At 60.1% G+C, this 15,718-nt stretch carries 8 protein-coding genes; 5 read left to right on the top strand and 3 right to left on the bottom strand.

Annotated elements, in window-relative coordinates; translation table 11 throughout:
- Positions 1 to 7 precede the first annotated feature (7 nt).
- Entirely contained in the window at positions 8 to 958 is a 951-nt protein-coding gene (locus AC1DHT_RS12400; RefSeq protein WP_442114514.1) for a 2-hydroxyacid dehydrogenase, read from the bottom strand.
- A gap of 466 nt (positions 959 to 1,424) precedes the next feature.
- Here AC1DHT_RS12400 and AC1DHT_RS12395 point away from each other — a divergent pair, with 466 nt between their 5' ends.
- Both AC1DHT_RS12395 and AC1DHT_RS12390 read left to right on the top strand, forming a co-directional pair.
- A complete protein-coding gene (locus tag AC1DHT_RS12395; RefSeq protein ID WP_427536593.1) occupies positions 1,425 to 2,705 on the top strand; it encodes a serine/threonine transporter in 1,281 nt (426 codons plus the stop codon).
- A gap of 231 nt (positions 2,706 to 2,936) precedes the next feature.
- Entirely contained in the window at positions 2,937 to 4,595 is a 1,659-nt protein-coding gene (locus tag AC1DHT_RS12390) for a SulP family inorganic anion transporter (protein ID WP_427536595.1), read from the top strand.
- A 94-nt stretch (positions 4,596 to 4,689) separates the two neighbouring features.
- On the opposite strand, the gene acnB is transcribed toward AC1DHT_RS12390, so the two are convergent.
- A complete protein-coding gene (gene acnB / locus AC1DHT_RS12385) occupies positions 4,690 to 7,290 on the bottom strand; it encodes a bifunctional aconitate hydratase 2/2-methylisocitrate dehydratase (RefSeq protein WP_427536645.1) in 2,601 nt (866 codons plus the stop codon).
- A gap of 408 nt (positions 7,291 to 7,698) precedes the next feature.
- Here acnB and AC1DHT_RS12380 point away from each other — a divergent pair, with 408 nt between their 5' ends.
- Complete coding sequence (locus tag AC1DHT_RS12380) at positions 7,699 to 8,169, top strand: DUF1289 domain-containing protein (protein WP_427536597.1); 471 nt, start codon at positions 7,699 to 7,701, stop codon at positions 8,167 to 8,169.
- Positions 8,170 to 8,722: 553 nt separating this feature from the next.
- Here the strand turns inward: AC1DHT_RS12380 and metH are convergent.
- Positions 8,723 to 12,433, bottom strand: coding sequence for a methionine synthase (gene metH, locus AC1DHT_RS12375; protein WP_427536599.1), 3,711 nt, complete (start codon positions 12,431 to 12,433; stop codon positions 8,723 to 8,725).
- A gap of 155 nt (positions 12,434 to 12,588) precedes the next feature.
- Here metH and AC1DHT_RS12370 point away from each other — a divergent pair, with 155 nt between their 5' ends.
- Positions 12,589 to 14,880 carry a fatty acid cis/trans isomerase gene (locus AC1DHT_RS12370; protein WP_427536601.1) on the top strand — a complete coding sequence of 764 codons (2,292 nt, stop codon included), beginning with the start codon at positions 12,589 to 12,591 and terminating at the stop codon, positions 14,878 to 14,880.
- 111 nt (positions 14,881 to 14,991) lie between these two features.
- Complete coding sequence (nfuA, locus tag AC1DHT_RS12365) at positions 14,992 to 15,576, top strand: Fe-S biogenesis protein NfuA (protein WP_007946504.1); 585 nt, start codon at positions 14,992 to 14,994, stop codon at positions 15,574 to 15,576.
- The last annotated feature ends 142 nt before the right edge of the window (positions 15,577 to 15,718 follow it).

Here is a 15,718-nt window from a genome sequence, read left to right as displayed (position 1 = left end):
GCGCCTCTCAGAGCGGCTTGGGCAACTTGATGGGCGTCAACACCGGACGATCGGAGAAAAACGCCATCAGGTTCTGCCCGACCAGTTCAACGGTTCCCTTGGTCGCTTCCGGCGACAGGCCGGCCACATGCGGCGTGAGGACCACATTGCTCAATGCCTTGAGCGCATCCGGCACCTGAGGCTCTTCATCAAATACATCGAGCGCGGCACCGGCGATCCGCCGTTGCTCGAGCGCGCTGATCAGGTCGCTGGTAGCAACCACGCTGGCGCGGGCAATGTTGACGATAAAACCCTGGGGACCCAAGGCATCCAGCACCTGCTTGTTGACCAGGTGCTGCGTGCCGATGTCGCCGGGCGTGCAAACGATCAGAAAGTCGGAGGCCCGGGCCAGTTCGGTGGGCGTCGAGCAAAAGTCGTAGGGGACGTCGCTGAGCAACTGGCGGCTGTGGTAACTCACCGTCATGTCGAAGCCATTGGCGGCACGTTTGGCGATGGCCATGCCGACGGCGCCCAGCCCCAGAACACCCAGGCGCTTGCCGGCCAGTGACGGGCGCATGATCTTCGGCCATTCACCGCGGCGCACCGCCGCGTCGCACCGAGGGATGTCACGCACCAGCGACAGCAACAAGGCCATCGCATGATCGGCCACCGACGAGGCGTTGACGCCAGCGCCATTGGTGACGGTTATGCCCCGATCGCTGGCGGCTTGCAGATCGACCTGCTCGTATCCGGCACCGATCACGCAGATGATTTTCAGGTTCGCCAGCGCGGCGATTTCGTCGGCATACAGCCCCAGCGGGCCGCGCGTCAGCACGGCATCGATCTGCCCGCGGTGACTGGCGATGGCCTGGGCACGCTCGGCGGGGGTGGGGGCGAGAATCAGGTGGAAGCCTTGATGTTCGAGAATCGGCAGGTAGTCGTTAATGGTTTCAACCAGTACCAGTACGGTTGCAGGCATGCTGGGCTCCTGTAGGCACGGAATGTCGGGGCTCGAATGTCGCGTCAGGTTGCTGACTCCGGATCGGTTTGGCAATCACCAAAAGTCGCAGAACTCAGTGTAGGAGCTGAGGAAAGTAATGAAAGCGAGATCAAAAGATCGCCCGAATGCGGCCCGAGCCTTCGGACGATCTTTTCAGCGCGTCAGAACCTGGCGTCTATTGAGTGCACTCAGCTCACTATTAAACGCCCCCCTATAAAGCAGTTTCTTCGGATTGCTCGCGTTCAGCCGGCGGATTGTGTGGGCTGTGGCGCGCAAAGCCATTCCCGAGTATCTGATCCGCACAACCATTCCTCAGCTAAGTCTTTGCTTCTGCTGATTAATCCCGGACAATCGCGCCCCTGTTTCGGCCAGGGCGCTGCCTGTCAGCCTTTTCTGACTCGTCCTGACCGAGTGGCAAGTGACCGGAATGCGGAGATCTGACCGGATGAATGATCAGGCCAATAGCGTTGATGAACGCTATGAAGCGGCGGCACCAGCGAGCCTCAGCAGCTGGAATCGCCATGACACTACCTGGATGCTGGGCCTGTTTGGCACGGCGATTGGTGCGGGTACCCTGTTTTTGCCGATCAATGCAGGCCTTGGCGGTTTCTGGCCGCTGTTGATCCTGGCGTTGCTGGCGTTCCCCATGACCTTTTTTGCACACCGTGGCCTGACCCGCTTCGTGTTGTCCGGTCGCGCAGGGGCAGACATCACCGAAGTCGTCGAAGAGCATTTCGGGATCAAGGCCGGCGCCCTGATCACCTTGCTGTACTTCTTCGCGATCTTCCCGATCCTGCTGATCTACAGCGTTGCGCTGACCAACACCGTGGGCAGTTTCCTCGAGCACCAGTTGCACATCATGCCGCCGCCACGGGCGATTCTGTCGTTCGTGCTGATCCTCGGTTTGCTGGCCGTGGTGCGCTGCGGCGAGCAGATGATCGTCAAGGCCATGAGCCTGATGGTGTACCCGTTCATCGTTGCGTTGCTGTTTCTGGCAGTGTTTTTGATCCCGCACTGGAACGGCGGCATTCTCGCCACCGCGAGCACCTTGCCCGCGCCTTCGGCGTTGCTGCACACGCTGTGGCTGGCGATTCCGGTGATGGTGTTCTCGTTCAACCACTCGCCGATCATCTCGGCCTTTGCGGTGGACCAGAAGCGTCGTTATGGCGTGCACGCCGAAGAGCGCAGCTCGCAAATCCTCTCCCGCGCTCACACCCTGATGGTGGTGATGGTGCTGTTCTTCGTCTTCAGTTGCGTGCTGACCCTGTCGCCCGCACAACTGGCCGAGGCCAAGGCGCAGAACCTGTCGATCCTGTCGTACCTGGCCAACCATTTCAGCAACCCGACGATCGCGTTCGCCGCGCCGTTGATTGCGTTCGTGGCGATTTCCAAGTCATTCCTGGGCCACTACATCGGCGCCAGCGAAGGCCTCAAGGGGCTGATCGTCAAGAGCGGTCGTCGTCCGGCACCGAAGACCCTGGACCGTATGACCGCAGCGTTCATGCTGGTGATCTGCTGGATCGTCGCCACACTGAACCCGAGCATCCTGGGGATGATCGAGACCCTCGGTGGCCCGGTCATCGCAGCGATTCTGTTCCTGATGCCGATGTACGCGATCCGCAAGGTGCCGGCCATGGCGCGTTATCGCGGCCAAGCCTCCAACGTCTTCGTGACATTGGTGGGCCTGGTGGCGATTTCGGCGTTGATCTATTCGCTGAGCGCCTGATTCAGTGAGGCAACGGCCGCTGCGCTTTATACGCGCAGCGGCCGTTTTTTTTGCTCGGTCGAAAAGCTCGACGCGACCCTCTGTGCGGGTTATCGGGGGCAAACTGATCCAGCTCACGTGCCATTGCGGATTAGAGGCTACGCTTGTGCCTGCAAAGCAGTGTGATCGATGTCCTGTTTTGTGCCGTTGTCGATCTGGCCGACTTGAAATTGATTGTCTGGAGACACCTGATTGCCGACTGATCCGCTGATAACTTCATCCCAAATCACACCGGAGTGTCCGAATCGCTGGCAGGACCTGTTGGCCGGGCTGTCGATTGCCGGTTTGTTGCTGCCAGAGGCTGTCGCTTACTCCAGTATTGCCGCCCTGGCGCCGCAGGCCGGGGTGATTGCGCTGTTCGCCGGGTTACTCTGCTATGGACTGTTTGGCACCAGCCGGTTTGCTATCGTTTCCGCAACCTCTTCGTCAGCCGCCGTGCTGGCGGCCGCCACCGCGACACTGGCCAATGGCGACCCGCAATTGCGCGCAAGCCTGGCCATCGGTCTGGTACTGGTGACCGGCGCGTTCTTTTTACTGGCTGGATTGTTCAAGCTTGGCAAGGTGACGTCGTTCATCGCCAAGCCGGTATTACGCGGCTTTGCCTTTGGCCTGGCGCTGACGATCATCCTTAAACAGCTCGCCAGCGTAGTCGGCGTGCACCTGAGCAACGGCAATCCGATTCGTTTTTTGCCGGAGTTGCTGGAGCAACTGCCTCAGTGGAACTGGGTCGCCGCCGGCGTGGCGGCAGTGGCGCTGGCCTTGTTGTGGTTATTCGGGCGGCTCCGGCGCTTGCCGGGTGGCTTGCTGGTGGTGGTGATCGGCATCGCGGCGGGGCAATGGCTGAACCTGCCGGCCTACGGGGTCCGGATGATCGGGGTTATCGACCTTGGCCTTGAGGTACCGAAGCTGCCGGTGCTGCCCTTTGCCGACTGGTTACGCCTGGGGGAACTGGGCTTTGCCATGGTGATGATCCTGTATGCGGAGTCCTACGGCTCGATCAGCTCGTTTGCACTCAAGCACGGTGATCGGGTGTCCTCGAACCGGGATTTGCTGGCGCTGGGGGCGTCGAACCTGCTATCCGGGTTGTTTCACGGGATGCCGGCAGGGGCAGGCTATTCCGCAACTTCCGCGAATGAGGCCGCCGGTGCGACGTCGCGATTTTCCGGGGGCGTGGCAGCGCTGGTGGTGCTGATCATTGTCCTGACGGTGTTGCCTTATATCGCCTTGACCCCTGAGCCGATACTGGCCGCGATCGTCATGCACGCGCTGGGCCGTGGCTTGAGCCTGCAACCGTTGGGGCGCTATTTTGTCTGGCGACGTGATCGCCTGCTGGTGATCTGCGCCGTGGCGGCCGTGTTGGTGTTGGGGGTGCTGGACGGTTTGCTGGTGGCGGTGGCGATCAGTGTGCTGCTGATGCTCAAGCAGATGTCGGCGGCGGATATCCAGGTTCTCGGGCACATCGGCACCGGGCACGATTTCGTCGACGTGCAACGTCATCCCTTGGCCAAGGCCGTGCCAGGGATGCTGATTGTCCGACCGGGCGAAGCGCTGTTTTTTGCTAACGCGGAGCGAATTCTTGGCGGTGCCTTGCACTTGATTCGGCACTCTGAAACGCCGATTCATACGGTGATTCTCAGCCTGGAAGAGTCACCGAACCTGGACGGCACCAGCATTGAGGCGTTGCAGGAGTTTTTCTTGCGGGTACACAACGAAGGCAAGCGCCTGGTGCTGGCGCGTCTTAAGCTCGAGGCGCAAGCGGCACTCTCGGTGCTACCGGAAGTCAAGCGTTTGCGGGTCACTCTCTGTGACTTGAGCGTCGACGGGGCGGTGCAGGAGGCGCTTAAAGGCTAAGGGCAAAAACCTTCGGGCATAAAAAAAACGCCGCGCACCTTACGATGCGCGGCGTTTTTTTGTGGCGAGGGAGCAAGCTCTCTCGCCACAGGCGTTAGGCTTGAACGACCGGGATGTTGGCGTTCGCTGCAGCTTCACGGAACTCGGCGATCTGGTCGAAACTCAGGTAGCGATAGACATCGCTGGCCATGGTGTCGATTTCTTTCGCGTAGGCCATGTACTCCTCGACGGTCGGCAGGCGACCCAGGATCGAAGCAACCGACGCCAGCTCGGCCGAAGCCAGGTAGACGTTGGCGCCATCGCCCAGACGGTTCGGGAAGTTACGGGTCGAGGTCGACACTACGGTGGAGTTCGGTTCAACGCGAGCCTGGTTACCCATGCACAGCGAGCAGCCCGGCATTTCCATGCGCGCGCCAGCCTTGCCGTAGATGCCGTAGTAGCCTTCTTCGGTCAGTTGGTGAGCGTCCATCTTGGTCGGCGGCGACAGCCACAGACGGGTTGGCAGCTGACCCTTGACCTGATCCAGCAGTTTACCGGCAGCGCGGAAGTGACCGATGTTGGTCATGCACGAACCGATGAACACTTCGTCGATCTTCTCGCCAGCAACGCTGGACAGCAGACGGGCGTCGTCCGGATCGTTCGGCGCGCAGAGCACAGGCTCCTTGATGTCGTTCAGGTCGATTTCGATGATTTCAGCGTATTCGGCGTCAGCATCGGCAACCATCAGCTCAGGGTTGGCAATCCAGGCTTCCATCGCTTGAGCACGACGTTCCAGGGTGCGCGCATCGCCGTAGCCTTCGCCGATCATCCAGCGCAGCAGGGTGATGTTGGAGCTCAGGTACTCGGTGATCGACTCTTTCGACAGCTTGATGGTGCACCCGGCAGCCGAACGTTCAGCCGAGGCGTCGGACAGCTCGAAAGCTTGCTCGATGCTCAGGTTGTCCAGGCCTTCGATTTCCAGGATGCGGCCGGAGAAGGCGTTCTTCTTGCCTTTCTTCTCTACGGTCAGCAGGCCAGCCTGGATCGCGTAGTAAGGAATGGCGTGAACCAGGTCACGCAGGGTGACGCCCGGTTGCATTTTGCCTTTGAAGCGCACCAGGATCGATTCCGGCATGTCCAGTGGCATCACGCCAGTGGCTGCGGCGAACGCGACCAGACCGGAACCGGCCGGGAACGAGATACCCATCGGGAAACGGGTGTGCGAGTCACCGCCGGTGCCGACGGTGTCCGGCAGCAGCATGCGGTTCAGCCAGCTGTGGATGATGCCGTCGCCCGGACGCAGGGAAACGCCGCCGCGGGTCATGATGAAGTCTGGCAGGGTGTGGTGAGTGGTGACGTCGATCGGCTTTGGATAGGCCGCGGTGTGGCAGAAGGACTGCATCACCAGATCGGTCGAGAAGCCCAGGCACGCCAGGTCTTTCAGTTCGTCACGGGTCATCGGGCCAGTGGTGTCCTGGGAACCGACGGTGGTCATTTTCGGTTCGCAGTAGGTACCTGGACGAACGCCGGCTACGCCGCACGCCTTGCCGACCATTTTTTGCGCCAGGGTGAAACCCTTGGTGCTTTCAGCCGGAGCTTCCGGTTTCTTGAACAGGTCGGACGGTGGCAGGCCCAGTTCGGCACGCGCCTTCTCGGTCAGGCCACGGCCGATGATCAGCGGGATACGACCGCCAGCACGGACTTCGTCGAGCAGGACCGGGGTCTTCATTTCGAAGGTGGTCAGGACTTCATCAGTGCCGTGTTTGCAGACTTTACCAGCATGAGGGTACAGGTCGATCACGTCGCCCATGTTCATGTTGGTGACGTCGAATTCGATTGGCAGTGCGCCGGCATCTTCCATGGTGTTGTAGAAGATCGGAGCGATTTTGCTGCCGAAGCAGAAACCGCCAGCGCGCTTGTTCGGCACGTAAGGAACGTCGTCGCCGAAGAACCACAGCACCGAGTTGGTTGCCGATTTACGCGAAGAACCGGTACCCACGACGTCGCCGACGTAGGCGATCGGGAAACCTTCGCCGCGCATGGTTTCGATCTGCTTCATCGGACCGGTGACGCCTTGCTCGTCCGGCACGATACCGTCACGGGCCATTTTCAGCATGGCAAGGGCGTGCAGCGGGATGTCTGGACGCGACCAGGCATCAGGAGCAGGGGACAGGTCGTCGGTGTTGGTTTCGCCGGTGACCTTGAACACGCGCAGGCTGATCTTGTCGGCCAGCACCGGGCGGTTCTTGAACCACTCGCCGTCAGCCCAGGATTGCAGTACGCCCTGAGCGTGGACGTTGCCGTTCTTGGCTTTTTCCGCGACGTCGTGGAAAGCATCGAACATCAGCAGGGTGTGCTTGAGTTGCGCAGCAGCGACGGCGGCCAGTTCGGCGGAGTCGAGCAGGTCAACCAGGGTCACGATGTTGTAGCCGCCTTGCATGGTGCCAAGCAGTTCAACAGCGCGCTTTTTGTCGATCAGGGGGGAAGTGGCTTCGCCTTTGGCCAACGCGGACAGGAAGCCGGCCTTTACATAGGCTGCTTCGTCCACTCCAGGCGGAACGCGATTGGTGATCAGGTCAACGAGGAAAGCTTCTTCGCCAGCAGGAGGATTCTTCAGCAGCTCAACCAGGCCTGCAGTTTGTTCGGCGTTAAGCGGCTGGGGAACGATACCCAGTGCTGCACGCTCTTCGATATGTTTGCGGTAGGCTTCAAGCACAGTTATTACCCTCATCAGTGGTCCCAAATGGGTGTCCGGGACGCTCATCCCGAAATTGCCGTACTCATGCGCTGCGTGGCGTTGTGGGCCGCTTAGCCAGAATTACCGACAATTCCTTACAGAAGCTGCTTTCAAAGTTTTACGCCTGCAGAACGGGGAGCTGATGAGGGTTGGCGTTGGGTTTTTCCCCGCTGGAAAAACCCTTCGCCAACACCGCTCTGAAGGAACGACTGTGCTCGTGACGCTTTGAAAACAGCTTCTAACGGACATTGGCGCCTTAAAAGGCTGGCTGATTCTACGGCAAAAAAAAATTAAAGGTAAGTTAGGCCCTGAACTTTGAGGGGTGATGAATGTTAGACAAAGGGCTAACATGCCGACCTGTTTTGCTTTCTCGCGTTCTGCCTACCTATGCCCAATCAAACCATCAAGACTCCCTGTGTCGGCCTCTGTTCCACTGTTTACGGTGATCTGGTGTGTCGCGGCTGCAAGCGTTTCCACCATGAGGTGATTCACTGGAACGGTTACAACGAGGAAGAAAAGCGCGCGGTCTGGCTGCGTCTTGAGCAGCTGTTGGTGCAAGTGATGGCCGGGAAACTCGAGATTTTCGATCCCTGGCGTCTGCGTGAGCAGCTGGAGCAGCGCAAGATTCGTTTTGTGCCGCATCAGTCGGAATATTGCTGGGCGTACCAGTTGATTGCCCGGGGGGCGCGGGTGATCAACAATCTGGAGGCCTACGGGATGGTGTTGCTGCCGGAGTTCCGCGATTGGAACTTGCCGGAGTTGCGTGATGCCATTGATCGGGAATTCTTCCTGCTGTCGGAAGCGCATTACCAGCGCTATATCGCACCGGGTTTCCTCAAGGATGCATTTGGCGGTTGATCCTGGCGGCCTGAAAGCCGACCCATTTCTCACAGATGTACACAGTCCAAATGTGGGAGCGGGCTTGCTCGCGAAGGCGGCCTGACAGCCGACCTATCTCTCGCAGATGTACACCAATCCATTGTGGGAGTGAGCCTGCTCGCGATGACGGCCTGACAGCCGACCAACCTCTTGCAGGTGTACATATCCATTCCTGCGGTAACGGCCACTTAGGGTTTCGCCCTGACGGCGACTCACTTTTCCAGACGCCGAAAAGTAAGCAAAAGGCTTCGCCCCAAGCGTCCGGCACCTCGCCTAGGCTCGGCGTTCCCTCGCTCCGGCATTCATCAGGGGGCATCGCCTACGGTCTGCTTCGCTACGACCTCCTCTCGATGTGTTCGACTTCGTCGAACGGCGCTGCGCGCCCCCCCCTGATGAACACCTCCACTCGGCCTCCCGAAGGGGCGGGTGGATCAAGATCAACGGCGGCAGGCGAGCTAACGCTCGGCCTGTTGAGTGGTGGGGGGCGGGCGCTGCGCTTTATTGTGTGCCGTAGGCTGCGATCTTTTGATCCTTAGTTGTCGTAACCGAGGTTCGGTGCTAGCCAGCGTTCACTCACGCTCAGCTCCTGGCCTTTGCGAGCGGTGTAGCTTTGCACTTGATCCTTGTCGATTTTGCCGACGGCAAAGTATTGCGCCTGTGGGTGGGCGAAGTACCAGCCGCTGACGGCGGCGGCCGGGAACATCGCGTAGTGTTCGGTGAGGAACACTCCGCTGCGACCGGCGTGCATTTCGCTGGCCTCGGGGTCCAGCAACGAGAACAGCGTGCCTTTCTCGGTGTGGTCCGGGCAGGCCGGATAGCCCGGGGCAGGGCGGATGCCGGTGTATTGCTCTTTGATCAGCGCCTCGTTGTCGAGGGCCTCGTCCTTGGCATAACCCCAGTAGTTTTTACGAACCTGCTGGTGCAGCCATTCGGCACAGGCCTCGGCCAGACGGTCGGCCAGTGCCTTGACCATGATCGAGTTGTAGTCGTCGCCAGCGTCCTGATAGGCCTTGGCGACTTCTTCGGCGCCGATCCCGGCGGTGGTGATGAAACCACCGACATAGTCGGTAATGCCGCTGTCTTTCGGCGCGACGAAGTCGGCCAGGGAGAAGTTCGGCTTGCCGTCGGTCTTGATGATCTGCTGGCGCAGGTGATGCAAGCGGGCCAACGGCTTGCCGTCATCGCCGTAGACTTCCAGGTCATCGTCGTGCACCTGATTGGCCGGCCAGAAGCCGAACACCGCACGGGCGCTGATGAGCTTCTCGTCGATCAGTTTGGCGAGCATTTCCTGAGCGTCGGCGTACAGCGCGGTGGCGGCTTCGCCGACTACTTCGTCCTGGAGGATGCGCGGGAATTTACCGGCCAGGTCCCAGGAGATGAAGAACGGTGTCCAGTCGATGTACTCGGCCAGCACCTTCAAGTCGATGTTGTCCAGCACCTTGGCGCCGGTGAACGTCGGCTTGACCGGTTCGTAAGAACTCCAGTCGAACTGCGGCTTCTTGGCGATCGCCGCCGGGTAGCTCAAGCGTTCGGTGCGGGCGCTGCGGTTAGCCGTGCGCTCGCGGACTTCGATGTATTCCTCGCGGGTTTTCTCGACAAAACCGGCCTTCAGTTCCTTGGACAGCAACTGCGTCGCCACGCCGACCGCGCGAGAAGCGTCGGTGACGTAGACCACCGCGTCGTTGCTGTACTTGGGTTCGATCTTCACCGCCGTGTGAGCCTTGGAGGTGGTCGCGCCACCGATCATCAGCGGCAGATGGAAATCCTGGCGCTGCATCTCGCGAGCCACATGGACCATCTCGTCCAGCGAAGGCGTGATCAAGCCGGACAGGCCGATGATGTCGCACTTCTGCTCCTTGGCCACTTGCAGGATTTTCTCGGCCGGGACCATCACGCCGAGGTCGACGATGTCGTAGCCATTACAGCCGAGCACCACGCCGACGATGTTCTTGCCGATGTCGTGGACGTCGCCCTTGACCGTGGCCATCAGGATCTTGCCCTTGGCTTCCGGTTTGTCGCCTTTTTCCAGTTCGATGAACGGGATCAGGTGCGCCACCGCCTGCTTCATCACGCGGGCGGATTTCACCACCTGCGGCAGGAACATCTTGCCGGCGCCGAACAGGTCGCCAACGATGTTCATGCCAGACATCAGCGGGCCTTCGATGACCTCGATCGGCCGGGCGAAGGACTGCCGGGATTCTTCGGTGTCTTCGACAATGTGCGTGGTGATGCCTTTGACCAGCGCGTGCTCCAGACGCTTGTTGACGTCCCAACTGCGCCATTCTTCGGTCTCGGCTTCCTTGACGCTGCCATCGCCCTTGTACTTGTCGGCAATCGCCAGCAGCGCGTCGGTGCCGTCCGGGGTGCGGTTGAGGATCACGTCCTCGACGGCGTCGCGCAGTTCGGCCGGGATCTGGTCGTAGATCTCCAGTTGACCGGCGTTGACGATACCCATGGTCAGGCCGTTGCGGATCGCATACAGCAGGAACACCGAGTGGATCGCTTCACGCACCGGGTTGTTGCCACGGAACGAGAACGACACGTTGGACACGCCGCCCGAGGTCAGCGCGTAAGGCAGTTCGTCACGGATATAGGCGCAGGCGTTGATGAAGTCGACCGCGTAGTTGTTGTGCTCTTCGATACCGGTGGCGACGGCGAAGATGTTCGGGTCGAAGATGATGTCTTCCGGCGGGAAGTCGACTTCGTTGACCAGAATGTCGTAGGAGCGTTTGCAGATCTCCTTCTTGCGCGCTTCGGTGTCGGCCTGGCCGGCTTCGTCGAAGGCCATCACCACCACGGCAGCGCCATAGCGTTTGCACAGTTTGGCGTGGTGAATGAACTGCTCGACGCCTTCCTTCATGCTGATGGAGTTGACGATGCCCTTGCCCTGGATGCACTTGAGGCCGGCTTCGATCACTTCCCATTTCGACGAATCGATCATGATCGGCACGCGGGAGATGTCCGGCTCGCCAGCGATCAGATTGAGGAAGGTCACCATGGCCTTCTTCGAATCGAGCATGCCTTCGTCCATGTTGATGTCAATCACCTGCGCACCGGCTTCGACCTGTTGCAGGGCGACTTCCAGCGCTTCGGTGTAGTTGTCTTCACGGATCAAGCGGGCGAACTTGGCGGAACCGGTGATGTTGGTCCGCTCGCCGACGTTGACGAACAACGAGCTGCGATCGATGGTGAACGGCTCCAGGCCCGACAGGCGGCAGGCCTTGGGGATGTCCGGAATCTGCCGTGGCGCGTAACCGGCGACCGCTTTGGCGATGGCTTCGATGTGCCCCGGCGTGGTACCGCAGCAGCCGCCGACGATGTTCAGAAAACCGCTTTGGGCGAATTCTTCGATGACCTTGGCGGTTTCCACCGGCAGCTCATCGTATTCACCGAATTCGTTCGGCAGGCCGGCGTTCGGGTGCGCCGACACGTAAGTGCTGGCCTTGTTCGACAGTTCTTCCAGGTACGGACGCAGTTCACGGGCGCCAAGGGCGCAGTTCAGGCCGACGGAAATCGGCTTGGCGTGGGCAATGGAGTTCCAGAAGGCTTCGGTGGTCTGGCCGGACAGGGTGCGGCCGGAGGCATCGGTGATGGTCCCGGAAATCATGATCGGCAATTCGAAACCGACTTCTTCGAACACGCCCTGCACGGCGAAGATCGCGGCTTTGGCGTTCAGGGTGTCGAAAATGGTTTCGATCAGGATCAGGTCGGCGCCGCCTTCGATCAGGCCTTTGGTAGCCTCGGTGTAGTTCTCCACCAGCTCATCGAAGGTCACGTTGCGGTAGCCGGGGTTGTTCACGTCCGGCGACAGCGAGCAGGTGCGGCTGGTCGGGCCGAGGACACCGGCGACAAACCGTGGCTTGTCCGGGGTTTCGAGGGTCTTGGCGTCCGCCACCTTGCGTGCAAGGCGCGCACCTTCTACGTTTAACTCGTACGCCAGGCCCTGCATGCCGTAGTCGGCCTGGGATACCTGGGTGGCGTTGAAGGTGTTGGTTTCCAGAATGTCGGCGCCGGCATCCAGGTATTGCTTCTCGATCGCCCCGATCACGTCCGGGCGGCTCAGTACCAGCAAGTCGTTGTTACCCTTGACGTCGCTTGGCCAGTCGGCAAAGCGTTTGCCACGGTAGTCCTGCTCCTCGAGCTTGAAGCTCTGGATCATTGTGCCCATGCCGCCATCGAGAATCAGGATGCGCTCTTTGAGGGCTTGCTTGAGGACGTGTAGGCGAGCACTGCGATCGGACATTAGGACTACCTGGTAAGGCCATTACGAAGGGTCGGAATAATAGCAAACCTGTGTGCAATTAGAGCATGAGCTGCTTTTGCATGAATATCGCTCATGTTGATGAACGGGCCAGGACGGTAGAATCGCGACGTTTTTTCATGATCGGGACCAGGGATATGTCGTATCGCGTTTTCATCAGCCTCTTTGTGCTGCTTATAAGCAGTGCCGCCACAGCACAAGGCACGGCGCCGGCGATCTCATACACCCGCGACGTTCAGCCGATCTTCACTGAAAAATGCGTGGCCTGCCATGCCTGCTATGACGCCGCCTGTCAGCTCAATCTGGGCAGTGGCGAAGGCGCGGTGCGGGGCGCGAACAAGATTCCGGTCTACGCCGGCGAGCGCAGCAAGGCGTCGGAGCCGACACGGCTGTTTTATGACGCCTTTGGCAAAGCCGCCTGGCAACGCAAGGACTTCTACTCGGTACTCGATGCCCAGGGCAGCCAGGCTGCGCTGATGGCACGCATGCTTGAACTCGGCCACCGGACGCCGCTGCAACCTAACGCCAAGTTGCCGGAAGAGATTGTGCTTGGGCTCGAGCGCGAGAACATGTGCCCGATGCCGGGCGAGTTCGAGGCCTACGCCGGCGCCCATCCGAAAGAAGGCATGCCGCTGGCGGTGACCGGGCTGACCGATCAGCAGTACCAGACGCTGCAACGCTGGCTGGCCTCCGGTGCGCCAATCGACCAGCAGGGCCTGGTCCCGAGCGCCAGGGAAGCCTTGCAGGTGGTGCAGTGGGAAAGCCTGCTCAACGCCCCGGGCGCCCGTGAAAGTCTAGTGGCACGCTGGTTGTTCGAGCACTGGTTTCTGGCGCATATCTACTTCAAGGACGGCGAGCCGGGGCACTTCTTCCAGTGGGTGCGTTCGCGCACACCGACGGGCCAGCCGATCGACCTGATCAACAGCCGTCGCCCGAACGACGATCCGGGCACCCAGGTGTATTACCGCCTGTGGCCGGTGCAAGGGGTGATTGTGCACAAGACGCACATCACCTATCCGCTGAGCCCGGCGAAAATGGCCCGGATCAAAACCCTGTTCTACAACGGCAACTGGCAGGTCCACGCCTTGCCGGGTTATGGCCCGGAACGTCGGGCCAATCCGTTCGAGACCTTCCAGGCGATTCCGGCCCAGGCGCGTTATCAGTTCATGCTCGATAACGCCGAATACTTCGTGCGCACCTTCATTCGCGGCCCGGTCTGTCGTGGGCAGATCGCCACCGACGTAATCCGCGACAACTTCTGGGCGTTCTTCCAGGCGCCGGAGCATGACCTGTACATCACCGATCCGAGTTATCGCGGCAAGGCCACGCCATTGCTGGCCATGCCTGGCCAGAATGACGATGTCGGCAGCGTGTTGAGCCTGTGGCATGCCTACCGCGACAAGCGCAACGAGTACGAAGCCTTGCGCCGTGACACCTACGCCAAGGCACACGCGCCGAGTTGGTCGACCTTGTGGGCCGGTAATGACAACGCCTTGTTGAGCATCTTCCGGCACTTTGACAGTGCCTCGGTGAACAAGGGCCTGATCGGTGAAGTGCCACAGACCATGTGGTTGTTCGACTTCCCGTTGCTGGAGCGCACCTATTATCAATTGGCGGTCAACTTCGACGTGTTCGGCAACGTTTCCCATCAGGCGCAGACCCGGCTGTATTTCGACTTGATCCGTAACGGCGCCGAGCAGAACTTCCTGCGCCTGATGCCGGCCGATTCGCGTGACGGGTATCTGGACGACTGGTATCAGAGCAGCGGCAAATTCAAGATGTGGCTGGATTACGAAAGCATCGACAACGATAAGCCGACTGCGCTGAAACTCGACGAGAAAGACCCGAAGCGCGATTTCGTCCAGCAATTGCTGGTGCGTTATGGTGACCTGAACGCCAGTCCTGATCCGATCAATCGCTGCGATGGCGCTTATTGCTCACGGCCCAATATCGATCCGGCCTTGCAGAATGCCGAGCAGGCGTTGAGTCGACTGACCGCACGCCCGGCGGCCGGGCTCAAGGTAATCGATCAGTTGCCGGAAGCGACGATGCTGCGTATAGAAAGTCGTAGCGGCAAGCGCGAGGTGTACAGCCTGCTGCGCAACCGTGCCCACAGCAACGTGGCGTTCCTGCTGGGCGAGGCGTTGCGCTATCAACCGGGGCTGGACACCTTGACCATTTATCCCGGTGTGCTCAGCAGCTACCCGAACTTCATGTTCAACATTCCCGCTGAACAAGTGCCGGCATTTGTCACTGAGATGGAGAACGCCAAGGATGCCCAGGGCTTCGAGAAAATCGTCGAGCACTGGGGGATTCGTCGCAGTCACCCGCAGTTCTGGCAGTATTTCCACGATTTGAGCCGCTATATCCACGAAACCGATCCGGTGGAAGAGGGCGTACTGGACATGAATCGCTATGAAAACCTGTGATCGAGCGGCCGGTCGCCCTGGCGGCGACTGGATCTTTCCCGACAAAAATACTGGGACTTTGTCCGGCGCGATGATTGGCGTAAACTGCGCCCAAGCCTGCGAGGAACTTCCATGACCGCCATTACTATTACCGACGCCGCCCACGATTATCTGGCTGATCTGCTCTCCAAGCAGAACACCCCGGGGATCGGCATTCGGGTCTTTATCACCCAGCCTGGCACTCAATACGCCGAAACCTGCATTGCCTATTGCAAGCCGGGCGAAGAAAAACCTGAAGATACAGCGCTGGGGCTCAAAAGCTTCACCGCTTACATCGATTCGTTCAGCGAAGCATTCCTGGACGATGCGGTGGTCGACTACGCCACTGACCGCATGGGCGGCCAACTGACCATCAAGGCGCCAAACGCCAAAGTACCGATGGTCAACGCTGACAGCCCGGTCAACGAGCGCATCAACTATTACCTGCAAACCGAAATCAACCCGGGTCTGGCCAGCCACGGCGGTCAGGTCAGCCTGATCGATGTGGTTGAAGACGGCATCGCCGTGCTGAAGTTCGGTGGCGGCTGCCAGGGCTGCGGCCAGGCTGACGTGACCCTGAAGGAAGGCATCGAGCGCACGCTGCTTGAGCGTATTCCCGAGCTCAAGGGTGTCCGTGACGTGACCGACCACACGCAGAAAGAAAACGCCTACTACTAAGGTGTTCGCTGCGACATGAAAAAACGGCGCCCGTGAGCGCCGTTTTTTTATGGGTGAAATTCACTGACGCCATCGCGAGCAGGCTCGCTCCCACATTTGACCGAGTATCCCCTGTGGGAGCGGAGTATCCCCTGTGGGAGCG

The organism is Pseudomonas sp. 05N432 (assembly GCF_056396945.1).
Note: the sequence above shows the minus strand (reverse complement) of the source record. Positions and strands in the feature narration are given on the sequence as shown.

Excerpts from the sequence above, each read along its gene's own strand:
- AC1DHT_RS12400 (WP_442114514.1), bottom strand. The coding sequence starts at position 958 with ATGCCTGCAACCGTACTGGTACTGGTTGAAACCATTAACGACTACCTG.
- AC1DHT_RS12395 (WP_427536593.1), top strand. The coding sequence starts at position 1,425 with ATGAATGATCAGGCCAATAGCGTTGATGAACGCTATGAAGCGGCGGCA.
- AC1DHT_RS12380 (WP_427536597.1), top strand. The coding sequence starts at position 7,699 with ATGCCCAATCAAACCATCAAGACTCCCTGTGTCGGCCTCTGTTCCACT.
- metH (WP_427536599.1), bottom strand. The coding sequence starts at position 12,433 with ATGTCCGATCGCAGTGCTCGCCTACACGTCCTCAAGCAAGCCCTCAAA.
- AC1DHT_RS12370 (WP_427536601.1), top strand. The coding sequence starts at position 12,589 with ATGTCGTATCGCGTTTTCATCAGCCTCTTTGTGCTGCTTATAAGCAGT.
- nfuA (WP_007946504.1), top strand. The coding sequence starts at position 14,992 with ATGACCGCCATTACTATTACCGACGCCGCCCACGATTATCTGGCTGAT.